Below are 23,205 nucleotides of genomic sequence, written 5' to 3' on the forward strand. Positions count from 1 at the left end.
CCGCCTCGTGCCGGAAACGGTGCCGACCGAAGCGTGATCGATCTTTCACTTGCCAAATGGCGATGTATCGTAGAATTGAAAGCGGCCAATTGGTCGGTTGTTTGCGCTTCGTTAACCTGCGTGCTTTAGCGGGCCACACCCCGACCTTTGGATGATGTCGCCTGCAAGGAATGAATAATGCCCATAAAGAAAAGCTCTGCCTCTGACGTTTTCCAGCGCAAGATTTCGGATTTTTGCGATATGCGGCTCAAGCCGCTGCTTCAGCCGCGTAGCTTCGAGAATATCAAAGGCTTCATGATCGGCCTGATCGTTTTCCAGTCGCGTCCTCCCCTTCGGGCAGGACGTGTCGACTTCCAGGAAATTGCCTCGCTCTGCGGCATGGACGAGGAGATGAGCCCGGAATTCAAGCGGGCTGCCCAGCCCGGCTTCGACGCTATTCTTCGCTGGCTGGGAGCTGCCAAGTCCAATACGGCCCGCATTTCGCCCGTCGTCGCGAAGGCCCCTTTGCGGGTCCCCGGCAAAGCCATGCCAGCCCAGACCGCGCGCCGCGCTCTGGCCTCCTGATACGAACTGCATACCGGCCCGCTTCAGCGGACCGGTATGTCCTTTACCCGCCTCGACAGATCGCAAAAACCTGTACAGTATAATACCAGTAGCAAACAGGGCGACATTTTCGTCGCCATGCCATCAAGGGAAAGTCTGCCTTGGCAACTGATATTATTGAGCTGGTCAAGAAAGAGCTTGCTTCCGGCACAGAGGGGATGCCGCTCTACAAGCAGCTGAAGAGCGCGATCGAAACCGCCATCCGCAGCCACGCCTTCAAATCCGGCTCGGTATTGCCGGGTGAGCGATCGCTTGCGGAAACCCTCTCCCTGTCGCGCGTCACGGTTCGAAAAGCACTCGCCATGCTGGAGGAGGAAGGCATGTTGAGCCGACGGCAAGGTGCCCGCAGCGAGATTGGCTCGCGCGTCGAAAAATCGCTTTCCACCCTCACCAGTTTCTCCGAAGACCTGCGCGCTCGTGGAATGGAGCCCGGTTGCGTCTGGATTTCCAAACAGTTAACCCGACCTTCGCCGACGGAGATGATGGCGCTTGGCATCTCAGCCAATGCGCAAGTCCTGCGGATGCGCCGCGTGCGAACAGCCGATGGCGCACCGATCGCAGTCGAACATGCCGCCGTACCCGTGCGCTTCCTTCCCTCACCTTCGTTCGTCGGCGATTCCCTCTATGAGGCGCTGGCCGAGCGCGGCTTTCTTCCTAGGCGTGCCGTCCAGCGCATGCGCGCGCGCGCCGCCTCGCCCGAGGATGCGCAGCATCTGCGCTGCGAACCGGGCGCACCGATCCTGACGACCGAGCGGCGTTGCTTTCTAGCCGACGGAGAGATCGTCGAATATTGCGAGACCCGCTACAAGGGCGAGGTCTATGATTTCGTCTTCGAGCTGCAGAGATAATACCAGTTTAAAACCGGTTGCTTTCTGGTGATCATTCTCTATCGTTGCGCTCCGAAAGGGGTGCCGAATGCGCAAGGAAGATCTCAATCTGAGCCTCATTGTCTCATGCCAGCCCGTACCGGGCGGAGCGATGGATGAGGCCATTTTCGTTAGCGGCTTTGCGCGTGCGGCTCTGGCCGCTGGCGCCCGTGCCTTGCGCATCGAGTCGGCGGCTTACGTTGCAGCCGTCAGGGCGGCCGTCGACGCGCCGATCATCGGCATCGTCAAGCGTGACCTCGATGACAGCCCGGTGCGCATCACTCCCTTTATCACCGATGTTGAGGCGCTGGCCGATGCCGGCGCCGATATCATCGCCTTCGATGCGACCGATCGGCCTCGCCCGGCAACGATCGAAGCGCTGATTGCCGCCATCAAGGCCCGAGGTCTGCTGTCAATGGCGGATTGCTCGTGTGTTGGGGATGCCAAACGCGCTCTCGATGCCGGCGTCGATTTCGTCGGCACGACCATGTCCGGCTATGTCGGCGGCCCCGAACCGGTGGAGCCGGATATCGCGCTGATTGCCGCCATGCGGGAGCTCACGCCCTATGTGATCGCCGAAGGCCGCATCCGCACGCCCGAACAGGCGGCGGATGCCGTGCGGGCCGGTGCCTGTGCCGTCGTCGTCGGATCGGCAATCACGCGCACCGAGCATGTGACACTCTGGTTCGACGACGCTGTTTCCGCTGCCTTTTCCGCGCGTGATGACGCAACGCTGGCGATCGATATCGGCGGCACGAAGACCCTGGCGGCCCTGGTCCAGGGCGGGCAGGTACTTGATAAGGCGACCATCGCGACCAGCCGGCAGGCAGGCCCGGACGCCTGGCTGGCCGCCGTCGCCGAGCACGCAAAGTCCTGGGTCGGTCGATATGAGCGCGTCGGCATCGCCGCAACCGGCTTGATAAACGACGGCTGCTGGTCGGCCCTCAATCCCGCGACACTCGCAATTCCGGACGGTTATCCACTGGTGGCACAGGCCAGCAAAATCTTCGGCAAGCCGGCTCTCGCCGTCAACGATGCTCAGGCTGCAGCCTGGGGCGAACACAGGTTCGGCGCGGGCGACAACGAGGATATCGTCTTTTTGACCATATCGACGGGCATCGGCGGCGGCATCGTAATTAATGGGCGGCCGCTATTGGGTCTGGCAGGTCATTTCGGCCTGCTTCGCGGACCGATGCACGGCCAGTCACCACTGGAGGACGTCGTTTCGGGTCGGTGGATGGCGGCCGAAGCCGCCCGCGCCGGGCATCCGGCCGAGGCACCCGAGATCTTTCGAAAGGCACGCGAAGGTGCCGGCTGGGCCGAAGCGATCATCATGCAGTCGGCGTCACGCGTCGCGCTTCTATGCCGTGACATCCAGATGATGCTCGCGCCGAAACGCATCGTTATCGGCGGCGGTATCGGTCTGGCATCCGGCTATCTCGACGCTGTCGGTACGCAACTCGAGGGGTTGCCGCCACATGTGGCACCGCGCCTGGTCGCCGCAAGCCTCGGCTCCAATGCCGGCATCATCGGCGCGGCAGATCTTGCTGCACGCCATCGATGAAAAGATCTGCTCAATTCAACAAACAACGATAAGGAAAGGGAACAAAATGAAATTCAAGCACATATCGTCCACACTGCTTGCTCTCATGCTGTCGGCAACGGCCCTACCAGGACTTGCCAATGCCAAGGTCGTCGTGCTCGGCTGGCCGGGAGGCTCAGAGGAAACGGCGCTGCGCGCCACCGCCGATCTCTACAACAAGACGGCATCGGATGCCGACAAGGTCGAGCTGCTGTTCTTCAATCGCGACGGTTTCTTCGACAAGCTGCAGGCCGACATGGCAGCCGGCTCGAACGCCTTCGACGTCAATCTGGTCGCGACCTATTCGATCGGCCGCTATGCACCTTACATGGAGCCGATCGAGCTTAATGCGGATGCCTCCAAAGTGTTCGGCGACACGGTGCTGAAAACGATGCAGTTCGATGGCAAGCAATATGGCGTGCCGACGGACCTGTCGCTGCATTTCATGTACTACCGCAAGGATCTCGTTGATGCCCTTATCGCCGATCCCGATGCCAAGACCAAATATGCCGAGATCTCCAAGAAATATCTCGGCAAGGAGCTGGCGCCGAAGCAGCCCGACGACTGGACCTGGGATGATTGGGCAGCGACTTCGCTCTATTTCAGCAAACAGGTGAACCGCCAGAGCCCGGTCCGCTATGGCACCGTGCTGCAGATGAAGAACCTTCTCTTCAATATGATGGTGTTCCAATCCCTGCCGCGCTCCTATGGCGGCGACTGGATGAACGCGAGCGGCAATGTCACGATCGACTCGGATGCCTACAAGACGGCACTGAAGCTCTATAAGACGCTTTACGATGCCGGCGCATCGCCGAAGGATTCGCTGAGCTACGAATATGCCGAAACCAATGCCGCCTTCAGCTCCGGGCAGGCCGCGACTGCCCTGCAATGGAATGCCGCAGCGGCCGAGCTCACCGATGCAAAGAAGTCGCCTGCCGTCGCCGACGCCACCGGCATCGTTGCGCCGCCGGCCGGGCCGAACGGTCGCGTCGACCATATCCACGGTCTCGGCCTCGGACTGAACAAGAACGCGCAGAACAAGGAAGGCGCTATCAAGTTCCTCAAGTGGCTGTCCTCCGAGGATGCGGCCCTTGCCTATGCGCGTGCCGGCGGTTCACCGGCGCTGACGCCGGATGTCGTCGCCAAGGTGGCCAAGGAGCGTCCCGATCTCGTGAAGCTCGGCGAGTTTGCCAGCAAATATGGCTACGTCATGACGGGGGCCACCTCGGCCAAGGCGCTATCGGTCTACGAGCTGCAGGCCAAGGAATTCACGGGCTACTGGTCGGGTCAGCAGAGCCTTGAGGATGCGCTTGCCCATACTAAGGCAGGCATGCAGGATTTCTTGAAGAAATAAGGAGAAGGCCGGGTGCCGGCTTCGGAGCAATTCCAGGAAAAGTGTATTGCGGTTTTCCGTCCGGTATTGCGTAAAAGCAGAGGAATAGAGCCTTTTCGCGATTCGACGAAAAGTGAAAAGGCTCTCCCGGCATCCGGCCAATGCGGCTGAAACCCATGGCTCTTGTAAAACGCGCCGAAGGCAGGCTCTACCTGGCACCGTTGGTCGGGTTTCTGCTGCTGTTCCTCGGCTTCCCGGCTCTTCTCAATCTTCTCTATTCCGTTTCGACCGTTTCGTTCGAGACGTTGCGCAGTCCACGGATCAGCGGTCTCGGCAATTACGTCACAGTGCTGACGGAAACCGCATTCTGGCAATCCGTCTGGTTCTCCTTCCGCTTTGGCATCATCACGGCTATCTCGGAATGCCTGCTCGGCCTTTTCCTGGCGATCTTTCTGAAGCCGCTTCTATCGGCACGGCCTGTTCTGATGGCTCCGCTGATGCTGCCGCTGATGGTCGCACCAGCCATGGTCGGCCTGATGTATCGCCTCGTGCTGCATGAATTTGCCGGACCTGTGCCCTATTATCTTTTCGAATGGTTCGGCGACAGCCCGGCTTTCCTCGACTATCAGAACGCCTTCCGCACGCTTGTCATCGTCGAAGTGCTGCAATGGACACCATTCGCCTTTCTGCTCTTCTACGTCGCCTACATCGCCATTCCCGAAGATGTGCGCGAGGCTGCAGCGCTCGATGGTGCGACCGGTCTGCAGCGGCTTTGGCGTATCGAATTGCCCCTGATGCTGCCGACGCTGACCGTCGCCTTCTTCATCCGCTTCATCGACGGCTTCCGCGTGTTCGACAATGTCTACGCCCTGACCGGCAGCGGGGCCGGTGGATCGACGACCTCATTGTCGATCTACATCTACCAGGCCTTCTTCAAGGAAGGCGCCATCGGCAAGGCGGTGGCGGCATCCGTCGTCCTGTTCATCACTTCATTGCTGGTTCTCTACGGCCTGAACTGGCTTGGCGCGCGAAGGAAGAGATGAGATGCTGAAATTCCTACGTTGGATCGTTTATGGTATCGTGGTCTTCGCGACGAATTTTCCGATCCTCGTCACCCTCATTACTTCATTCAAGACTACACGCGAGATCTCCAATAATCCCGGCCTGTGGATCGAACAGCCGACCTTCGACAACTACGTCAAGGTATTGACGGACACCGAGCGCTTCAACATTTTCCTTTATCTCGCAAACAGCGCCGCGGCAGCGCTCATCGGCACCCTGCTGGCGATCGTCCTTACCTTCCCGGCGGCTTACGTGATCGCCCGTAGCGAGACCGGACAAAAGCTCCTGCTTCCGCTGGTTATCAACCTTCGCGCCGTGCCGCTGGTCGTTTTCGCGATCCCACTTTATATGATGTATCAGTGGCTTGGCCTGCTCGACACCCGGATCGGCCTTGGGCTTATTCTGACGATCGTCAATATCCCCCTGGCCCTGGTCATGCTGGTCAATGCCATATCCGACATACCGATAGAGCTCGACGAGGCCGCGACGGTCGACGGAGCCAACGTCTTCCAGATCATGATCAGGGTCATTCGTCCGGTGATCCGCCCCGCGCTCGTCACCACCTTCATCTTCGGCTTCATCACTGCCTGGAACGAATTCCTCTTCGGGCTGATGCTGACGACCAACCGCGCCGTGCCGATGACGGTCGGCGCCTCCTTCTTCTTCGCGGCCAGCGGCGGCGGCGTGCAATGGGGGCTGGCATCCGCCGTCATGATCCTCGGCGCCTTGCCGCCAGCCTTGCTCGGTCTCGTGATGTATCGCCAGCTTTCAGGTTCGATGACGGCAGGCGCCGTTAAAGGTTAGGGGCAACGCGCCTTGCGACTGCGCATAGCTTAAAGCTGGAGCGAGGCTTCTGCTCACTCAGGCGCTAGGCTATGAGGCGGCGCTGCTCTTGTCCTCGGCCGGTTTTCGTTGCGGCGCGATCACAGATCGCCGCCGCGGCATGTCGCCAAAGAGGCCGCCGGGACGCACCAGCAGGATGATGCAGAGCATGACGCCGATCGCTACGATCTGCAGCGATGCCGCACGAGCCTGCTGTTCCGGCGAAAAGAGGATGCTCGTCAGCGCACCGGAACCAGCCCAGATAGCCCAGACCAGAACGCTGCCGACGATAGCACCCTTGTTGCTGCCAGAGCCACCGACGATCAGCATGACCCAGACCTGAAAGGTTAGGATCGGAAGATAATTGTCCGGCGCGATAAAGCCGATGAAATGCGCCTGTATGGCGCCAGCCAGCCCCATGATCGCACCGCCGACGGCAAAGGCCTGTACGCGATAGAAGCGAGCGCTCTTGCCAAGAGAAATGGCGGCGCGCTCGTCCTCACGCAACGCCTTGAGGACGCGTCCCCAAGGGCTTTTCGCCAGATGCTCCAGCGCAAAATAAACGATCAGCAATGCGACGACCACGATGCCGAGATTGGCCAAATTGAAAAGAAGTGGCGTTTCGGCGAGGCTGGAAAATGGGCGCGGAATGAAACCGATGCCAAAGGGGCCACCGGTCAGTTTCTGCGCATTCAGGGCCACGAGCTGGACGACGACGGCCACGCCGAAGGTGGTGATCGCCAGATAATCGGATTTCAGCCGGAGCGTCGCCACGCCGATAATGGCGGCGGCAAGACCGGCGACAATCATCGCGCCGAGCCAGCCGACGAGGATCGGCAGATCGAACCCACCGAACCGCCCGGCCGTATCCGGCGTCGTCAGCAGGGCCGAGGTATAGGCGCCGATCGCTACGAAGCCGGCGAGCCCGACATTGAAGAGGCCGGTCAGGCCCCATTGCAGGTTCAGGCCGAGGGTGATGAAGGAGAAGATCAACGCTGTGGTCAGGAAGAAAGCGCCGTAGCCAATAATGTCCATCATCGCTCTCTCACTCCGAAAAGGCCGATCGGCCGGATGAACAGCACCGCCATCAGGATGATGAAGGAAATGGCGGCACGCCATTCCGCACCGATAAGCTGAACCGCGGCCGCTTCGGCAAGGCCGATAATCAGGCCACCCAAAACCGCGCCCGGAACGCTCCCGATACCGCCGAGAATGGCGGCGGCAAACATCGGCAGAAGCATGTCAAAGCCCATCAGCGGGCGGATCTGCACGAGAATGCCGATCATGACGCCGGCGACACAGGCCAGTCCACCGCCGATCAGCCAGGTGACGCGCACGACCTTGGCGACATCGATGCCGACGACGCGGGCAAGCGCCGGATTTTGGCTCAGCGCCTGCATGGAACGCCCTGTCTGCGTCCTCGTCATCAGCATATGAACGCCGAAGACCAAAAGCGCCGTCACAATCAAAAGGGCGATCTGATCGGGCGTGATGCGGATGCCGAAACCGATCGGCATGGCGATCTGAATGGCGCGGCTGAAATAGGCCGGGCGCGACGTGAAGAGAAATTCGAGCAGGCTGCGCAGCGCCATGGAGGCACCGAAGCTCGCCATCACGACGATGATCGACTGGCCTTTAGCCCTTAGCCTGGCAAACAGCACCTTGTCGAGCGCGAGGGCAAGGATGCCGGTAAAGCCCATCGCCAGGATTACCGCCACGATCAACGGCCAGCCGAAGGAAAGCGGGCCAATGGGAGCGACCTTGCCGAAGATTGCGCCTATGGCACTGACGACAGCAAGCGTTGCATAGGTGCCCCAGGCCATGAAATCGCCGTGGGCGAAGTTCGAGAAACGCAGGATCGAATAGGTGAGCGTCACACCTATCGCGCCTAGGCCGATCATCGAGCCTGTGAGCAAGCCATCGATGATGAATTGCAGGTTCATGCCGCACCTCCCCTTGCCGAAGTTGCGGGTCGCTGCCCGAGGTAGAGTTCGGCTACGACAGGATCGCTCCAAAGCTCCGATGCAACGCCTTCATGCCTGTCTTTGCCCTCGACGAGAACATAGGCACGATCGCCAATCGCAAGCGCCGCCTTGGCATTCTGCTCGACCAGGAGAATGGTGACGCCGGATTTGCGGATTTCGCTCAGCATGTCGAAGACCATCGAGACGAATTTCGGCGAGAGGCCCGCCGAGGGCTCATCGAGCACGAGAAGCTTCGGGTGAACGATAAGAGCTCGGGCGACGGCCAGCATCTGCCGCTGCCCTCCCGAGAGATTGCCGGCCGCGATGCGGCGATGACGGGCAAGATCCGGAAAGGTCGCATACATTTCTTCGATGCGAACGGGCACGTCCTTCGGCTTCAGGATGCCGCCGGCAACCTTCAAATTGTCTTCGACGGACATCAGCGGAAAGACATTCTCCGTCTGCGGCACGAAGGCAAGGCCGAGCCGCACCATGATGTGCGCGGGCGTACTCGTTATATCGCTGCCGCCCAGTTCCACCGTGCCGCTTTCGACCGGAACCAGACCGGCGATCGCCTTGATGAAGCTCGACTTGCCGGCGCCGTTGGGGCCCAGCACAACGACGATTTCCCTCTCCTTCACCGTAATCGAGGCGCCACGCACGATCGGAACACCCGGCTCGTAGCCGGCAACGAGATTGCGAACACTCAAGACCGGTTCGCTCATGCCGCGCCTCCCAAATAGGCCTCGATGACGCGCGGATCCCGGGCTACCTCTTCCGGTGTGCCCTCGCAAAGAAGCTGGCCGCTCGCCATCACAAGCACGCGGTGACAGAGGCGCGTGACCATATCGATATTGTGTTCAATCAGAAGAAAGGTGACACCGCGCTGGTTGATATCGCGGATACGGTCGATGATCGTCTCCAGAAGCGTGGCGTTGACGCCGGCGGCGGGCTCATCGAGCAGGATGAGGGCAGGATCGGCCATCATGACGCGGGCAAGCTCCAGAAGCTTGCGTTGACCGCCCGATAGAACGCGCGCCGGTTCATGCGCCAGACGCGTCAGGTGAACGAGGTCAAGCAACTCCATCGCTTTTGCATAGGCCGCCTTCTCCTCAGCGGCGACCTTCCATGGCCGCAGGAAATTCGACAACAAGCGCTCTCCTGTCTGACGTTGGGCGGCCAGCATCACGTTGTCGAGAAGCGTCAGATTGGGAAACGGCCGCGGGATCTGGAAGGTGCGTCCAAGTCCGCGTGCGATCCGTCGATGGGCAGCCTCGCCTGCGACTGCGGTGCCATTCAAGACGATTTCGCCGGTGCTCGGCGCGACGCTACCGGCCAGAAGGTCGAACATCGTCGTCTTGCCGGCGCCGTTCGGACCGATCAAGCCGAGGATTTCGCCCTGGCGCACATGGAAGGAAACATCGTTGACGGCGACGAGGCCGCCGAAACGCCGCACCACGTTTCTGGCCGTCAGAACAGGCTGGGCTTCCTCCCCATGCCGTTCAGTTGTCGTACTCATGAGATCCCTCTGGCCGGAAAACGATCATTGCCGTTTCCCTGATTATTTGATTTGTGATCACACTTGCATTGATCACGCTAATCAGCTTTAATCCTCTTCGCAAGCCGAAAAAGGGATTTCGAATGCAAAAGGCCACCGCCGACAAGAGCGATCCGATTGCCGCACAGCTTGCGCCAGTGGGGCGAGAAACCGTTCAGGACCGGGTCTATCTGGAGCTGCGCCGGGCGCTGATCGGCGGGCTTTTCGAGCCGAGCCAGGTGCTGACGATCCGCGGTCTTGCCGACGCGCTGATGACCAGCACCATGCCGGTGCGCGAGGCGCTAGGTCGGCTCATTACCGAAAAGGCATTGGAAGCCCTCCCCAATCGATCCGTTCGCGTGCCGCCGATCACGCTGGAGCGCATGGACGATCTTCTGCGCGCTCGCATCCTGATCGAGGGCGAGGCGATCGCGCTTGCCGCGATCCGCATGACGCCGCGGCAGATTACGACCATCGAGAGCATGCTCGGCGAATGGGACGAGATGCGCGCGCTGAAGCACAAGAAGGATGTCGACCGCGAGGTGACGCTCAATCAGGCCTTTCACTTTGAGATCTATCGCGCCTGCGGTTCCGCCGTGCTGATCCCGATGATCGAAAGCCTTTGGCTGCAATCGGGCCCCTGTATCCGCGTCGCGATTTATGCCTTCTCGGATGCCGGCGAGGTCGATACCGCCCATTATCACCGCACCATCGTCAAGGCGATCGCCGCACAGGACGCCAGAGAAGCGCGCGATGCGCTGGTGGCGGACATTAGCCGGCCGTTCACCTTCCTGCGCAGCAAACTGGAAGCCGAAGCCAAAAGGGGCCAATCCGCATGAGCCAACGCGCCATCAAGATCTCCGAACCCAGTTCCGGCCTCAGTATCTTGGCACCTCTGCTGGAAACCAAGGCGCCCGATAATGCCGCCTTTCTCTGGACCTATCTCGGCGAAGCTCGCGTGGTTGGCGGCATTCATGCCATGTGGACCGGACCGGAAATCTCGTGCCCAATCCCGCCGGCGCATCTGAAGGGTGCTTCCTATGCAAACGCCCTGCCCGCCGAGAACGCGACACTGACGCCGCAGCCAGGCGATATTGTGCTCAGCTATGTGCCGCCGCGTATGTGGGGCGGCAATCCAGATGCGATCTTCGATATCGGTCTGTTCTATGGTCAGGGCGCTCGCCTGCTCTTCCCGATCGGCTGGCTTGCCGGCAGCGTCGTCGCGCAAGTGCGCCCAGAGGAGCGCGAACACTTCGCGGCGGCCTGCGGCGTCATCCGCCGCAAAGGCGCCTGCGACGTCACCTTCGAACGCGTGGAGATCTGAGATGGCCGCTGAAAGCGACGACAGTTTCGAGCTCTTCGACCTTAGAGTGGAAGCGGTCATTCCCGAGGGCAAGCCGATCTATTGCGGCGCCAAGCCGGGTGACTATTTCGAACTCAAGGGCGAGATGCTGTCCCTGCCTGCGGGCCAGGGCTTTTCGATCTACTCCATATCGGCCGTCCTGCCGCTGCTGGCGGCCAAGCAGCGACCAACCCACAAGAACGACTGGATGACCTCGGACGCGGAAATCGCCTGCCCCGACCCCAACTGCGCGAGCCGGCTGCGGATCGTCAGAACGGGCAAACGGCGGTTCAGCCATGCCGAAACAACGGCCGTGCCGTTGCCAGAAGGAGAATGAATTGCATGACCGCCAAGACTTTTGAGCTCAGCCCCGGATACGAGATTTCCCGCATCATCCGCGGCGGCTGGCAGCTTGCCGGCGGGCACGGCGAAATCGATCGCGCCCAGGCCGTGACCGACCTGATCGCTGCTTTCGACGTCGGCATCCGCACCTATGATTGCGCTGATATCTATACGGGCGTTGAGGAGCTGATAGGCGAGGCGCGCGAACGGCTTCGCAACGAGCGCGGCACGGAAGCCTCAAGCGCGATGAAGGTCCACACGAAGCTGGTTCCCGATCTGGAAAAGCTCGCAACCATCAGCCGCGACTATATTCGCGGCATCGTCGACAAATCGCTGCACAAACTGAAGACCGAACAGCTTGACCTGGTACAGTTTCACTGGTGGGACTACTCGCTATCAGGCTATCTCGAAGCCCTGAGCTGGCTGGACGAGATGCGCCGCGAAGGCAAGGTGCGTAATGTCGGCACGACCAATTTCGATACGCCGCATGTTGCCGAGATTCTGAAAGCCGGCATTCCACTCGTCAGCCAGCAATTGCAATATTCCGTTCTCGATCAACGGCCATCGCGTAGCCTCGCCAAGCTGGCGGCGGAGAACGACGTGAAGTTCCTCTGCTACGGCTCAGTGGCCGGCGGCTTCCTGAGCGACAAATGGCTAGGGGAGCCGGAACCGGAAATGCCGCTCGAGAATCGCTCGCTCGTCAAATACAAGCTGATCATCGATGACTTTGGCGGCTGGGAGCTGTTTCAATCACTGCTCGGCACGCTGAAAGCTATCGGTGATCGTCATGGCGTCGATATCGCCACGATCGCCAGCGCCTGGGTGTTGGAGCAGCCGCAGGTGGCCGCGGTCATCGTCGGCGCCCGCAATCAGGCGCATGCGCTCGCCAATGCCAGGATCATGGACATTGCCCTTTCGGACGAAGACCGCCGCCAGATTACCGACATCATCGCCCAAAGCCCTGGTCTCGATGGCGATGTCTATACGCTGGAGCGCGACCGTACCGGCAGGCACGGCTCGATCATGCATTACAACCTCAATGCGGGGAAGGTATGAGCCAGCAATCGCCTCTCTTCCGCAAAGCCAGCGCCGAAGTCATCGATTTCCATCGCTTCTTCGAAGCCTGGTACGATGCCGCCACTGCCGATCATACGGATTTCGGCCGCTGCGAGCGCACCTTCGGCCAGGCGTTCCATATGATCCCGCCGACCGGCCGTATCTTCGACCGCGCTGAAACCATCGAGCTCATCCGGGCAAACCGGGCGACGTTTCAGGGCAATTTCACCATCGAGATTTCGGATATCCGCGCGAGCTACGAAACTACGGATACGATCGTCCTGACTTATGTCGAAGCGCAGACGCGGGCTGGCAAATATAGCCGGCGTCAGGCGAGCGCCCTTTTCACTGCAAGTTCATCGGCACCCAACGGCGTCGAATGGCAGCATCTGCATGAAACCTGGCTGCAGATGCCGGAGACCTGACAGGTTCTAAAAACAGAAATGAAAATCGTTGACCGAACAAGGGGAACAAAGATGAAGAAGACGATATTTCAAATCACCACGGCTCTCGCCCTTCTGACTGCAGCCGGGGCCGCCAATGCCGCAGACTGCAAAGTCACGGTCGGCCTCGTGATGGAACTGACCGGCCCGGCCGGCGAATATGGCCAGGCGGGCGCGAAGTCCGTCGAGATGGCCTTCCGCGATATCAACGCCGCCGGCGGCGCCCATGGCTGCGATCTGGTGACGGATACGCGCGACAGCCAGAGCCAGGGCAATGTCGCAGTGGATGCTGCAACCCAGCTGGTGCAGGTCAAGAAGGTACCGGCTATAATCGGCGGCATTATTTCTTCGGTGACGATCCCGATCCTGACGTCGGTCACCGCACCCGCGAAGGTCGTGCAGGTATCGCCCGCTGCCTCCTCGCCAACGCTGACGGCGCTCGGCCGCGACGGCAAGACCAACGGCATCTTCTTCCGCACCATCACCTCGGATTCGCTGCAGGGCATTGCAGCCGCCAAATATGCGATCGACAAGGGGTTCAAGAAGCTCGCGATCATCCACGTCAACAATGATTTCGGCGTCAACATGGTCGCCGAATTCTCGAAAGCCTATAAGGCGCTCGGCGGCACGATCGTCTCGACGACGCCCTACAATGAAAAGCAGTCAAGCTATGCTTCCGAAGTGACAGCCGGCATGGGCGGCAATCCGGATGGCCTCTACCTCGTCAGTACGCCGGTTGATGGTGCGACGATTGCCCGCACATGGATCTCGCAAGGCGGCCCGCAGAAGTTCCTGCTCAATGACGGCATGAACAGCCCGGACTTTATCGATTCCGTCGGCGCCGACTATCTGAAGGACGCCTACGGCACCTCCTCGGGCACGACGCCGACGCCCTCGACCGACTATTTCAACAAGAACTACAAGGATTTCTCGGGGATCGAACCGACCAATCCGGCTGCTGACCGCGCCTATGACGCCGGCGCGATTGTCGGTCTCGCGCTGGCTATCGCCGGCGACGACACATCCAAGCTCAAGGATGACATCTATAAAGTCGTCGATCCCAAGGGCACGCCGATCTATGCCGGTAAGGAAGAGTTCGCCAAGGCGCTCGGTCTCATCAAGGAAGGCAAGCCGATCCGTTACGAGGGCGTCATCGGCCCGGTCTCCTTCGATCAATATGGCGACATCACCGGCCCCTTCCGACTCTGGAAGATCGCCGACGGCAAGGTCGTCACCGACGGCGAGCTGAAGATGGAAGACGTTTCAGCCCTGAAGGATAAGATCAAGTAGGCAACACTCTATTTTGCAAAAAGGCGAGGCGCTCCCATTGGGGTGCCTCGCTTGAAATCATCCTGGCGCAATCCTTTCAGCGGCTGATCTATGGTGACAGCTATCTGGCGTAGTTATTGAGAGACCCTCCGCTGATGCCCAGCAGTGCCGCTCGCCCTACCAATCCTACCCTGTGGACGCTGACAGCCGGCCCTGCCCCTGAACTTTCCCACGACCTGCCTTCCCGCTCAGATGTCGTCGTGATCGGCGGCGGCTTCACCGGCCTGACCGCAGCACTTCATCTTGCCCGCGCCGGCCGCTCCGTGACCGTTCTTGAGGCCGGGCGGCTGGGTGCGGGAGCCAGCGGCATGAATGCCGGCTTCGTGGTTCCGAATTTTGCCAAGGCCGATCCGACGACCGTCCGTCAGAAGCTGCCGCGCGGCAAGGCAGATGCGCTGTTGTCGCTCGTCGGTGCAGGCGCCGACGAGGTGTTTGCGACCATCGCGGAGGAACAGATTTCATGCGATGCGGTGCAGACCGGTTGGCTGCAGCCCGCTTATGGCGACGACATGGCAGCGATCCTGCGCCAAAGGGCGAAGGACTGGACAGAACTTGGTCGTCCAGTCGAATTTCTCGATGCCGGCGCCATCCGCAATGAGACCGGTATGGCGATCTATTCCGGAGGATTGATCGATCACTCCGGTGGCACGATCCACCCGCTGAATTATCTCTACGGGCTCGCAAGGGCGGTCATGCAGCGCGGCGCCATGATCCGCGAAAACAGCGTGGTCGAGCATGTCGAGCGACATGCCGGCACCTGGCGCGTTAACCTCGTGGACCATGAAATCGAAACGGAGGTCGTCATCCTCGCCACCAACGCCTTCACGAGCGGCATAGCTTCCCGCATGGGTCGAACGGGCGTGCCGTTAAAGGTGTATCAAGTGGCGACGAAGCCGATCGATGCCGAAACTGTTGCGCGGATCGCCCCAAATCGCCGGCCTGTCGGCGATACGCGCTCCAACCTCTTCACCTACCGGCTCGATCGCGACAACAGGCTGATCAGCGGCGGTATGGCGATCAATCCGGTCGGCGCCTTCGAGCGCGTCGGTCGCGCCGTCGTCGACCGGCTCACATCCGAACTCCGTCTGCCGCGTCATCCGGGTGTGGAGATCGTCTGGACCGGAACGGCGATCATGACGCCGGACTTCCTGCCGCGCCTCTATCATTTCGGCGACGGCTTCTTCGGAGGGATCGGCTGCAACGGCCGCGGCATCGCCATGACGGCGCAACTCGGTCGGACACTGGCGAGACTGGCGCTCGGCGAAACGGCGGAATCTCTGCCGATTCCGCTGCAATCCGGCCGCGCTCTGCCATTTCATTGCTTCACGCCGGTCATTGCTTCGCTTGCGCTCGCACATGCACGCTTTGAAGATTGGCGAACCGGACGCCGCTAATCGGCGTAAGATCAATATTCATGAGCACCGGTACAGCTCCAGGCAGTAATTGACCATTAATTCTATAGAGAAAGGAATGAAGACGCGACCTCATCCCCAAAAAATGAAATGCCTTTTCTCGAAGCCCGGCTTTGAATGCGGCATCGTGGCGCCGAATGAAATCGGAGCCTGTCCATGAACGCGCAATTGCACCATATCAACGCCACGCATCCGGAGGCCACGGTACTGGAGACCGAGCAACAAGCGCTGGCCGTCGCGCAGGAGCTTGCAGCACGCTTTGCCGCTAGCGCCTCGGAGCGCGACAGCGAGAGGCTGCTCCCCTTTGCCGAGATGGATGCCCTGGCACAATCCGGACTGCTGGCGATCACCGTCCCCGAGGAATATGGTGGTCTCGATGTTTCGAATGCGGCGCTGGCCGAGATCACGGCGATCCTGGCTGAGGCGGATGGCTCGATTGGACAGATCCCGCAGAACCATTTCTATATCCTTGAGGCTCTGCGCGTCGATGGCTCCGAGGATCAGAAACGCTTCTTCTTCAGCCGCGCATTGGCCGGCGACCGATTCGGCAATGCCTTGTCCGAGCGGGGCACGAAAACGGTCGGGCACTATAATACCCGCATTACTCGCGATGGACCCGGCTATCGCATCAATGGCCGCAAGTTCTATTCGACGGGCGTTCTCTTTGCCGATTGGATCACCGTCTTCGCGCTGGATGAAGCTGACAAGCTGGTCATGGCTTTCGTGCCGAAGGGTACGGAGGGCGTCGAAATCATCGACGATTGGGATGGCTTCGGACAACGTACGACAGGCAGCGGCACGACGGCGCTCAACAATGTCTATGTGAACGCCGACCATGTCGTCCTGCATCATAAGGGCTTCGAGCGGCCGACGACGATCGGTTCCGTCGGCCAGATCATCCATGCCGGCGTCGATCTCGGCATTGCCCGGGCCGCTTTCGCGGAAACGCTCGATTTCGTGAAAACCAGGTCACGCCCCTGGATGGATAGTGGCGTCGACCGCGCCAGCGACGATCCGCTAACGATCGCCAAGATCGGCCAGATCGCCATCCGGCTTGAAGCGGCGGCTGCGACCATCGAACGCGCCGGCCGCAAGGTAGATGCCGCTCAGGTCGAGACGACGGAGAAGCGGGTGGTCGAGGCGACGCTGGCCGTTGCGGCAGCCAAGGCACTGACGACGGAAATCGCGATCGAAGCGACGAACACGCTTTTCGAGCTTGCCGGAACAGCCTCCGTGAAGCTCGACCTCAATCTCGACCGTCACTGGCGCAATGCCCGCACGCATACGCTTCACGACCCCGTTCGATGGAAATATCACGTCGTCGGCAATTATCACCTGAACGATGTCATTCCGCCGAAGAATGGCGCGCTTTGACGGATAGACGAAGGCCCCGTCGCAGACGCCGGGGCTTTCATACAAACAAAGGCGTAAGTCAGGAGCGCCACGCTGAGGCCAGCTAGTGCCGATCCATATGGAGTTCCATGGACTGATCGGCGGCCGCCGCGAGGCTTTCCAGACCGGTTGCAACGACCGATACCCTGAACACCCCGTCGAGAGTCTTGTCGAAGATCGCACCGACGACGATATCGGCATCGGCAAAGACTTCGTCGCGGATGCGACTGGCGGCCTCATCGACCTCGAACAACGTCATATCTGTCCCGCCGGAAATGGAGATCAGCACACCCCGCGCGCCCTTCATGCTCATATCGTCGAGAAGCGGATTGGAGACGGCGGCGTCTGCCGCTTTCAGCGCGCGGCCCGGCCCTGACGCCTCGCCCGTTCCCATCATCGCGCGCCCCATTCCCCGCATCACGGATTTGACGTCGGCGAAGTCGAGATTGATGAGACCTTCCTTAATGATCAGATCCGTAATGCAGCTGACGCCCGCATACAGGACCCGATCCGCAGTCACAAAGGCATTCTCGAAGGTGGTCGTGGCGTCCGCAATGCGAAACAGGTTCTGATTGGGGATGACAATGACGGTATCCGCACTTTCGCGCAGCCGCTCGATGCCCTGGTCGGCCGTGCGCATGCGTCGGTTACCCTCGAAGGTAAAAGGCTTGGTGACGACTCCGACCGTGAGGATGCCCGCCTGACGCGCGGCCTGAGCAATGATCGGGGCGGCGCCCGTGCCGGTGCCACCACCCATTCCGGCCGTCACGAAGCACATATGCGTACCGTGGAGATGATCCATGATCTCATCGATGGATTCCTCGGCGGCGGCTCGTCCGATGTCCGGCAGGGAGCCTGCACCGAGACCTTCCGTCACTTGTGCGCCAAGTTGAATGCGCCTGGTCGCTTTGGACGTCGCAAGCGCCTGTGCATCCGTATTTGCCGCTATAAATTCAACGCCCTGAAGTTGTTGCGCGATCATGTTGTTGATCGCGTTGCCGCCGCCACCGCCGACACCGACGACGGAAATCTTCGGTATCACCCCGGAAAGTGGTGCGCGCATGTCTGCCATGAAGGACTCCATTGGATCAATTTCATTCTCAATCGCGATCGCCTGTCCCTATTGGAAACGGACATTGGAGCGATTCGTGATGGAAGAGATCCTAGTGAGGAACGTGTGCGCATTGCGGCGTGCGGCGGCAGCCCTCCACAGAATAGTGAGTTGAGCACAGGATTTATGAGCCGGATATCAGAACATCAATCGTCCAGCATCGCGGGAGACCACAAGCGGGCGAGCCTGTTTGAAGCTGTGGCGTGTTCCAACACTGGTCCACGCCACACCAGATGCCAATGACGCTGATCGATCTTGAGTGCGGATGAAGTCACCATCAGCTCGGATTACGAGCCGATCCACTTCTTAAACTCCGCCGCGTCCCCGCCCCGGCGTTTAGCTGTAGAGGCTGACCTCTGGAATCCGGTCATTGAGCACGAACTCGCCGACCTCCTTGGCCTTGTAAAAGACCGGATCGTGCAGGGTGTGCGTCCGCACATTGCGCCAGAAGCGATCGAAGCGATATTTCTCCGCGGTCGAGCGCGCGCCGGTCAGCTCGAAGACGCGCGAGGTGATATCGAGGGCAACGTGGGTCGCGTGCACCTTCGCCGCATAGGCTTCGGCCGCTGCTTCACCGCGCTCGCGCGCCGTTGCCTTGTGTCCTCTAGCAAGAGCTTCCTGAACCGTCGCAGCAGCGCTGTCGGCCAGGGCGGCGGATGCCTTGAGGGCTGCGGTAAATTCACCGACACGCTCCAGAATATAAGGGTCGTCCGATGCCCGTTCGACACCGGAAGTGATCCAGGGCCGCGTCGTCGTGCGGACATAATCGACAGCCTCGCGTAGCGCACCCTCCGCTGTGCCCAGATAGAAATTGACGAAAACAAGCTGGATGAGCGGCGTGTTGAAGGTCGCAAGCACCGGCGCTTCGCCACCGGTCGATGCCGCCTTGTCCAGGTCCTCTTCGTAAACAGGAAAATCGTGGAACTCGACACTGCCGCTGTCGGAGAGACGCTGGCCGAAATTGTCCCAGTCGTCATTGGCTTTGTAACCGGCCCGATTGGTCGGGACGGCAAAGCCAACGATCCGGTCATCAAGCGCGGCATTGGCGTTGACGTAATCGGAGACATGCGCGGCCGTGGAAAAGGACTTGCGGCCGTTCAGGACATAGCCGTTGCCGCGGCGCGTCAGCACGAGGCCGGGATCGCGCGGATTGACTGCTGCACCCCAGTAAAGGCTATTGGCGACCGTCTTGCCGCCGAGCTCCTGGGCGCGGGCCTCGTCAAAGGCCCAATAGATGTACTGGCTGTTGACGTAGTGATAGCCGAGAAGCTGGCCGATGGAGCTCTCACCGCGCGCAAGAATGCGCACCAGCCGCAAACCATCCACCCAATCGAGGCCGCCGCCACCGATCTGCGACCCGTGCAGCGCGTTCAGCAAGCCGGCATTTTTCAGCTTGACGATCTCGCCAAGCGGCGGCCGGCCTTCGCGGTCAAGCTCTGCGGCGCGCTTGGAAAGATCGGCTGCAATCTCTTCCGCTCTGGCAAAGAGATCTTCCCGCGTGACATTACGATTGCCCGCAAAGATGACGTTGGACTGGCTCATGATGTGAACTCCGGTTCAGTAGCGTAATCTGGTGGGATCGGAAATCCCGCCGACATATCGACAATGGCTGCTTAAAAAAGCTTGTCCGGGATCCAGCTGGCGGTCACTGCATCGCTGGCGCTGAAGGCGGGAACTTTCTTGGCCAGTTCCTCAATCGTCTGGACGTTGGCGGCGCGAAGTCCTTCCTGCGTCAGCAGCGTCGGCTTGACGGTGATCTGATGCGGAACCTCCTGCCCCGCGACCTGCAAGGCGGCGGCACGGATGGAAACGGCGCCGACGACGGCCGGATTGGTCGCGACCGTAGCCACCCATGGGCTGCCCGGTTCGGTGATTTCCTGAATGTCGGCCGTCGATACGTCGGCCGAGTAGATCTTCAGTTTGTCGGCAATGCCGAGATCCGTGGCAGCAAGCTTCACGCCGCGGGCAAACTCGTCATAGGGTGCGAAGACGACTGATATATCGGGATTGGCCGCCAGCGCCGCCTTTGCCTGATCGGCAGTCGAGGTCGCGGTCGTATCGCTGACGTTACCGAAGCGAGCCTTTTCGACGACACCGGCATTCTGCTTCTTGAAAGCATCCCAGACCTCATTGCGGCGGTCGAGCGGAGCAAAGCCGGCGACATAGACATAGCCCGCCTTGAAACTGTCGCCATTTTCCTTGACCACCTGCTTCAGGGCGAGGTCGGCAAGTTCGTGATCGCTCTGCTCGACCTGTGGAACCCTAGGATTGTTGAGATTGACGTCAAAGGCAACGACCTTGATACCCTTGTCGAGCGCCTGCTGAACGACGTCGCCAAGTGATTCTGGTAGACCGTGATCGATGACGATGGCGGAAACGCCGAGATTGATCGCCTGAAGGATCTGTTCACGCTGGGCGGCTGCGTCCTGGCGCCCGGGGAAAACGCGAAGATCGATATCGAGCGCCTTGGCCTGCGCTTCGGCACCCGCCTGATAGGCCTGGAAGAAATCGCCGGCGGAAATGTAGCTGACCAGAGCAACTTTTACGCCACCCTTGTCGAAAGGCGCAGGCGCACCGTTCACACCGGCAGCCAGCGCCGTCTGTGCCAGAAGAAGCGGGGCAACGGCCGACAGGGCAAGCCGTGTGAATAATCTCATCGTTGCGATCCTCACGATCCATCGGAAGCGTCGTCTGACGGATAGATGACCCTGCGACGCATGCAATTATTAGATATAAACCCTATATTTTTAGTAGATTAAATCATCCGATTTTGGCTGGCTTCGGAGATTCTTTGTTCGTTTGCCGAGGGAATGGCGGCAAGGACTTACCCGGCGGAAAAGCCTCAGGCGAAGGGTTCCGCGAGCATTTCCTCGAGATCGGCCCGTGCCTGTGGCGAGAGATAGGGTCGCAACAGGCTCGCGACCTGGCCGAGCCCCCAATGCACATGCTGAGGCGTCAATTCCCCCACACCTTCCTGAAGACCGAGATAGACGGCCCAATAGGTGGCAACGATCCGCATATTGGTCATCAATGCATTGCGCTCCTCCGCGGCGGTGCTGATCAAGCCAGCCTCTTCCATGCGCTGAAAAATGGCATCGACGGAAACACGCATGCCGGCGCTGACCATCAGGATCGGCCCTCTCAAGCCAGGTGCGATTGCCAACAGGCCGGGAATATCGCGAAAGAGGAAGCGATGGGTCCAGACTAGCGAGAACCATTTGCGCAAAAAGCCGGCATAGGCTTTTGAATCCGCCCCTTCTACGGAATCGGCCTGCCTGACGAGCGCCAATGCATCGGCTTCGAAGCGAGAAAACAAGGCCAGGACAAGCGACTCCTTGGTGCGGAAATGATAATAGAGATTGCCCTGGTTGATGTGCACGGCCTTGGCGATTTCCGCCGTGGTGACGGCTTCCGGTCCTTTCTGATTGAAGAGCGACAATGTCGAGACGAGAATCCGCTCGCGCGTATCGGGCCGCGCAGCCACGTCCTTCTTCCCACCTTTGCTGGCCGTCATCTCGTCCCCCTTGAAGCTCTAAGGTATCCACCTTATTCTTTGTAAGGCAAATACCTTAATCCTGATCTACAGGCATCCGCCGGGCTGAACAAGGAGACTGAAGGATGAATGCACGTGTGAACGCTGCCGATCTCTCGCAGACGACATTTCCCCTCACTCCGCGCTCAATGCCGCATGTCCTCCTGTCGCTGATCCGCAATCCGCTCGACGCACTGCCGCCGGAAATCTTCACCGAGCCCATGGTCTTCACCAAGGTGGGTGGAAAACTGCGGATCTATCTGGCCGATCCCGAGCTCATCTATCAGGCGCTGGTGCGCAATTCCGACGCGCTCAGCAAAGGCGAAGATGTGCGCCGCGTGCTAGGCCCGGCTCTCGGCAACGGCATTCTGACCTCCGATGGCGCCCATTGGAAATGGCAGCGACAGTCGGTGGCCGGCGCCTTTCGCCATGAAAAACTGTTGGAACTGCAGCCAGCCATGATTGCGGCGGCCGGGCGCAGGCGTGATCTCTGGCTCACCCGTAAGAACAGCCCCATCGACCTGTGTCAGGAAATGATGCGCACCACCTTCGATATTATCGTCGATACGATGATGTCGGGCGGCGAAGGCATCGATGTCGACAAGGTCGAGCACAATATTACCAACTACCTCAAGCCGACCGGCTGGAAATTCGCGCTCGGCCTTCTTGGCCTGCCCGACTGGATGCCCCATCCCGGCAAGGAGAAGGCGCGATCGGCCGTTGCCTTCCTGCGAACGACCCTTGGTACGGTGATTGCCGAACGACGCCGCAGCGGCGGGGAACGGAGCGATCTGGTTTCCATGCTGCTTAACGCAGCCGACCCCGAAACCGGTCGCATGATGACCGATGAAGAGATCATCGACAATCTGATGACCTTCATCACCGCCGGGCACGAGACGACGGCGCTCGGTCTTGCCTGGACCTTCCATCTTCTTGCGCGCCATCCGGATTGCCAGGCCAAGCTCTTTGAAGAAATTGCCACCGTGACCGAGGGCGGCCCGCTGACGGCAGAACATCTCGGCAAGCTCACCTACACCAGGCAGGTCTTTTCGGAAGCCATGCGGCTCTATCCGCCGGCGCCAATCGTTTCGCGCGCGGTCACTAGCGAATTTGCCATCGGCACGCACATGATACCGGCGGGCACCATTATCTATGTACCGATCTACGCCGTGCATCATCATGCGGATCTTTGGGAAGACCCGCAGCTTTTTGATCCCGACCGCTTTGAGCCGGCGGTGGCGCGAAATCGCCATCGCTACACCTTCATGCCCTTCGGTGCCGGCCCGCGCGTCTGCATCGGCAATGGCTTTGCAATGATGGAGGCCGTCGCGATCCTCGCCGTACTCCTGCAGAAATTCCGCGTAACCGGCTCGACCGAGTCTTCGCCCAAGCCGGTCATGAAGGTTACGTTGCGGCCCATGCATCCGCTGTCGATCAATCTCGTGGAGCGATAGTCGAGCGGGTCGTCTGCCCCGAA

General features: G+C 60.3%; 23 protein-coding genes. 15 read left to right on the plus strand and 8 right to left on the minus strand.

Annotated features, from left to right (window positions below):
• Nucleotides 1-177 precede the first annotated feature (177 nt).
• From JJQ51_RS12630 to JJQ51_RS12655, 6 genes are all read left to right on the plus strand, one after another.
• Entirely contained in the window at nucleotides 178-564 is a 387-nt protein-coding gene (locus tag JJQ51_RS12630; RefSeq protein ID WP_113350991.1) for a hypothetical protein, read from the plus strand.
• Between the two features lie 197 nt (nucleotides 565-761).
• Nucleotides 762-1,451: a GntR family transcriptional regulator gene (locus JJQ51_RS12635; protein WP_112721997.1), complete on the plus strand. Its 690-nt coding sequence runs from the start codon at nucleotides 762-764 to the stop codon at nucleotides 1,449-1,451.
• A gap of 67 nt (nucleotides 1,452-1,518) precedes the next feature.
• On the plus strand, nucleotides 1,519-3,033 hold the full coding sequence (locus JJQ51_RS12640; protein ID WP_113350990.1) for a putative N-acetylmannosamine-6-phosphate 2-epimerase: 1,515 nt from the start codon (nucleotides 1,519-1,521) through the stop codon (nucleotides 3,031-3,033).
• 46 nt (nucleotides 3,034-3,079) lie between these two features.
• Entirely contained in the window at nucleotides 3,080-4,405 is a 1,326-nt protein-coding gene (locus JJQ51_RS12645) for an extracellular solute-binding protein (protein WP_113350989.1), read from the plus strand.
• Between the two features lie 155 nt (nucleotides 4,406-4,560).
• Nucleotides 4,561-5,427, plus strand: a complete 867-nt coding sequence (locus JJQ51_RS12650) for a carbohydrate ABC transporter permease (RefSeq protein WP_269244784.1) — start codon at nucleotides 4,561-4,563, stop codon at nucleotides 5,425-5,427.
• 1 nt (nucleotide 5,428) lies between these two features.
• A complete protein-coding gene (locus tag JJQ51_RS12655; RefSeq protein WP_113350988.1) occupies nucleotides 5,429-6,250 on the plus strand; it encodes a carbohydrate ABC transporter permease in 822 nt (273 codons plus the stop codon).
• 69 nt (nucleotides 6,251-6,319) lie between these two features.
• Here the strand turns inward: JJQ51_RS12655 and JJQ51_RS12660 are convergent, their stop codons facing one another.
• The 4 genes from JJQ51_RS12660 to JJQ51_RS12675 are packed head-to-tail and all read right to left on the minus strand — an operon-like array spanning nucleotide 6,320 to nucleotide 9,751.
• The gene (locus JJQ51_RS12660; RefSeq protein ID WP_162748766.1) at nucleotides 6,320-7,306 is read right to left on the minus strand and encodes a branched-chain amino acid ABC transporter permease; all 987 of its coding nucleotides are present in this window, start codon (nucleotides 7,304-7,306) and stop codon (nucleotides 6,320-6,322) included.
• Nucleotides 7,303-8,211 carry a branched-chain amino acid ABC transporter permease gene (locus JJQ51_RS12665; RefSeq protein ID WP_113350987.1) on the minus strand — a complete coding sequence of 303 codons (909 nt, stop codon included), beginning with the start codon at nucleotides 8,209-8,211 and terminating at the stop codon, nucleotides 7,303-7,305. Before JJQ51_RS12665 ends, JJQ51_RS12660 begins: the two co-directional genes overlap by 4 nt.
• Nucleotides 8,208-8,957 carry an ABC transporter ATP-binding protein gene (locus JJQ51_RS12670; RefSeq protein WP_113350986.1) on the minus strand — a complete coding sequence of 250 codons (750 nt, stop codon included), beginning with the start codon at nucleotides 8,955-8,957 and terminating at the stop codon, nucleotides 8,208-8,210. The genes JJQ51_RS12665 and JJQ51_RS12670 overlap by 4 nt, the downstream gene beginning before the upstream one ends.
• Nucleotides 8,954-9,751 (minus strand): ABC transporter ATP-binding protein, encoded by a 798-nt coding sequence (locus JJQ51_RS12675; protein WP_113350985.1) that lies wholly within the window; start codon nucleotides 9,749-9,751, stop codon nucleotides 8,954-8,956. Before JJQ51_RS12675 ends, JJQ51_RS12670 begins: the two co-directional genes overlap by 4 nt.
• Nucleotides 9,752-9,873: 122 nt before the next feature.
• On the opposite strand from JJQ51_RS12675, the gene JJQ51_RS12680 reads away from it, so the two are divergent.
• The 8 genes from JJQ51_RS12680 (at nucleotide 9,874) to JJQ51_RS12715 (ending at nucleotide 17,067) form a co-directional block, all read left to right on the plus strand.
• The gene (locus tag JJQ51_RS12680; RefSeq protein WP_113351078.1) at nucleotides 9,874-10,608 is read left to right on the plus strand and encodes a GntR family transcriptional regulator; all 735 of its coding nucleotides are present in this window, start codon (nucleotides 9,874-9,876) and stop codon (nucleotides 10,606-10,608) included.
• Nucleotides 10,605-11,093 carry a DUF3830 family protein gene (locus JJQ51_RS12685; protein WP_113350984.1) on the plus strand — a complete coding sequence of 163 codons (489 nt, stop codon included), beginning with the start codon at nucleotides 10,605-10,607 and terminating at the stop codon, nucleotides 11,091-11,093. The genes JJQ51_RS12680 and JJQ51_RS12685 overlap by 4 nt, the downstream gene beginning before the upstream one ends.
• A 1-nt stretch (nucleotide 11,094) precedes the next feature.
• A complete protein-coding gene (locus tag JJQ51_RS12690; protein WP_095437503.1) occupies nucleotides 11,095-11,448 on the plus strand; it encodes a TIGR04076 family protein in 354 nt (117 codons plus the stop codon).
• A gap of 5 nt (nucleotides 11,449-11,453) precedes the next feature.
• Nucleotides 11,454-12,509 carry an aldo/keto reductase gene (locus tag JJQ51_RS12695; protein ID WP_113350983.1) on the plus strand — a complete coding sequence of 352 codons (1,056 nt, stop codon included), beginning with the start codon at nucleotides 11,454-11,456 and terminating at the stop codon, nucleotides 12,507-12,509.
• Nucleotides 12,506-12,934 (plus strand): hypothetical protein, encoded by a 429-nt coding sequence (locus JJQ51_RS12700; RefSeq protein ID WP_112344874.1) that lies wholly within the window; start codon nucleotides 12,506-12,508, stop codon nucleotides 12,932-12,934. The genes JJQ51_RS12695 and JJQ51_RS12700 overlap by 4 nt, the downstream gene beginning before the upstream one ends.
• Nucleotides 12,935-12,985: 51 nt before the next feature.
• On the plus strand, nucleotides 12,986-14,242 hold the full coding sequence (locus JJQ51_RS12705) for an ABC transporter substrate-binding protein (protein ID WP_113329194.1): 1,257 nt from the start codon (nucleotides 12,986-12,988) through the stop codon (nucleotides 14,240-14,242).
• A 134-nt stretch (nucleotides 14,243-14,376) separates the two neighbouring features.
• Complete coding sequence (locus JJQ51_RS12710; RefSeq protein WP_113350982.1) at nucleotides 14,377-15,675, plus strand: NAD(P)/FAD-dependent oxidoreductase; 1,299 nt, start codon at nucleotides 14,377-14,379, stop codon at nucleotides 15,673-15,675.
• 174 nt (nucleotides 15,676-15,849) lie between these two features.
• Complete coding sequence (locus JJQ51_RS12715) at nucleotides 15,850-17,067, plus strand: SfnB family sulfur acquisition oxidoreductase (protein ID WP_113350981.1); 1,218 nt, start codon at nucleotides 15,850-15,852, stop codon at nucleotides 17,065-17,067.
• 82 nt (nucleotides 17,068-17,149) lie between these two features.
• Here JJQ51_RS12715 and ftsZ read toward each other — a convergent pair whose 3' ends face one another.
• The 4 genes from ftsZ to JJQ51_RS12735 form a co-directional block, all read right to left on the minus strand.
• Nucleotides 17,150-18,157, minus strand: coding sequence for a cell division protein FtsZ (ftsZ, locus tag JJQ51_RS12720; protein WP_145635572.1), 1,008 nt, complete (start codon nucleotides 18,155-18,157; stop codon nucleotides 17,150-17,152).
• 375 nt (nucleotides 18,158-18,532) lie between these two features.
• Nucleotides 18,533-19,738 carry an acyl-CoA dehydrogenase family protein gene (locus JJQ51_RS12725; protein WP_145319873.1) on the minus strand — a complete coding sequence of 402 codons (1,206 nt, stop codon included), beginning with the start codon at nucleotides 19,736-19,738 and terminating at the stop codon, nucleotides 18,533-18,535.
• 71 nt (nucleotides 19,739-19,809) lie between these two features.
• Complete coding sequence (locus JJQ51_RS12730; RefSeq protein WP_145635571.1) at nucleotides 19,810-20,853, minus strand: substrate-binding domain-containing protein; 1,044 nt, start codon at nucleotides 20,851-20,853, stop codon at nucleotides 19,810-19,812.
• 185 nt (nucleotides 20,854-21,038) lie between these two features.
• Complete coding sequence (locus JJQ51_RS12735; RefSeq protein ID WP_113329199.1) at nucleotides 21,039-21,710, minus strand: TetR/AcrR family transcriptional regulator; 672 nt, start codon at nucleotides 21,708-21,710, stop codon at nucleotides 21,039-21,041.
• A gap of 104 nt (nucleotides 21,711-21,814) precedes the next feature.
• Here JJQ51_RS12735 and JJQ51_RS12740 point away from each other — a divergent pair, with 104 nt between their 5' ends.
• Nucleotides 21,815-23,182: a cytochrome P450 gene (locus tag JJQ51_RS12740; RefSeq protein WP_145635569.1), complete on the plus strand. Its 1,368-nt coding sequence runs from the start codon at nucleotides 21,815-21,817 to the stop codon at nucleotides 23,180-23,182.
• The last annotated feature ends 23 nt before the right edge of the window (nucleotides 23,183-23,205 follow it).

Source organism: Rhizobium sp. AG207R, from assembly GCF_027109195.1.
GTDB classification, from domain to species: domain Bacteria; phylum Pseudomonadota; class Alphaproteobacteria; order Rhizobiales; family Rhizobiaceae; genus Rhizobium; species Rhizobium dioscoreae.

Coding starts and splice junctions, on each gene's coding strand:
- JJQ51_RS12630 (WP_113350991.1), top strand. CDS start 178: ATGCCCATAAAGAAAAGCTCTGCCTCTGACGTTTTCCAGCGCAAGATT.
- JJQ51_RS12635 (WP_112721997.1), top strand. CDS start 762: ATGCCGCTCTACAAGCAGCTGAAGAGCGCGATCGAAACCGCCATCCGC.
- JJQ51_RS12640 (WP_113350990.1), top strand. CDS start 1,519: ATGCGCAAGGAAGATCTCAATCTGAGCCTCATTGTCTCATGCCAGCCC.
- JJQ51_RS12645 (WP_113350989.1), top strand. CDS start 3,080: ATGAAATTCAAGCACATATCGTCCACACTGCTTGCTCTCATGCTGTCG.
- JJQ51_RS12650 (WP_269244784.1), top strand. CDS start 4,561: ATGGCTCTTGTAAAACGCGCCGAAGGCAGGCTCTACCTGGCACCGTTG.
- JJQ51_RS12655 (WP_113350988.1), top strand. CDS start 5,429: ATGCTGAAATTCCTACGTTGGATCGTTTATGGTATCGTGGTCTTCGCG.
- JJQ51_RS12660 (WP_162748766.1), bottom strand. CDS start 7,306: ATGATGGACATTATTGGCTACGGCGCTTTCTTCCTGACCACAGCGTTG.
- JJQ51_RS12665 (WP_113350987.1), bottom strand. CDS start 8,211: ATGAACCTGCAATTCATCATCGATGGCTTGCTCACAGGCTCGATGATC.
- JJQ51_RS12670 (WP_113350986.1), bottom strand. CDS start 8,957: ATGAGCGAACCGGTCTTGAGTGTTCGCAATCTCGTTGCCGGCTACGAG.
- JJQ51_RS12675 (WP_113350985.1), bottom strand. CDS start 9,751: ATGAGTACGACAACTGAACGGCATGGGGAGGAAGCCCAGCCTGTTCTG.
- JJQ51_RS12680 (WP_113351078.1), top strand. CDS start 9,874: ATGCAAAAGGCCACCGCCGACAAGAGCGATCCGATTGCCGCACAGCTT.
- JJQ51_RS12685 (WP_113350984.1), top strand. CDS start 10,605: ATGAGCCAACGCGCCATCAAGATCTCCGAACCCAGTTCCGGCCTCAGT.
- JJQ51_RS12690 (WP_095437503.1), top strand. CDS start 11,095: ATGGCCGCTGAAAGCGACGACAGTTTCGAGCTCTTCGACCTTAGAGTG.
- JJQ51_RS12695 (WP_113350983.1), top strand. CDS start 11,454: ATGACCGCCAAGACTTTTGAGCTCAGCCCCGGATACGAGATTTCCCGC.
- JJQ51_RS12700 (WP_112344874.1), top strand. CDS start 12,506: ATGAGCCAGCAATCGCCTCTCTTCCGCAAAGCCAGCGCCGAAGTCATC.
- JJQ51_RS12705 (WP_113329194.1), top strand. CDS start 12,986: ATGAAGAAGACGATATTTCAAATCACCACGGCTCTCGCCCTTCTGACT.
- JJQ51_RS12710 (WP_113350982.1), top strand. CDS start 14,377: ATGCCCAGCAGTGCCGCTCGCCCTACCAATCCTACCCTGTGGACGCTG.
- JJQ51_RS12715 (WP_113350981.1), top strand. CDS start 15,850: ATGAACGCGCAATTGCACCATATCAACGCCACGCATCCGGAGGCCACG.
- ftsZ (WP_145635572.1), bottom strand. CDS start 18,157: ATGGCAGACATGCGCGCACCACTTTCCGGGGTGATACCGAAGATTTCC.
- JJQ51_RS12725 (WP_145319873.1), bottom strand. CDS start 19,738: ATGAGCCAGTCCAACGTCATCTTTGCGGGCAATCGTAATGTCACGCGG.
- JJQ51_RS12730 (WP_145635571.1), bottom strand. CDS start 20,853: ATGAGATTATTCACACGGCTTGCCCTGTCGGCCGTTGCCCCGCTTCTT.
- JJQ51_RS12735 (WP_113329199.1), bottom strand. CDS start 21,710: ATGACGGCCAGCAAAGGTGGGAAGAAGGACGTGGCTGCGCGGCCCGAT.
- JJQ51_RS12740 (WP_145635569.1), top strand. CDS start 21,815: ATGAATGCACGTGTGAACGCTGCCGATCTCTCGCAGACGACATTTCCC.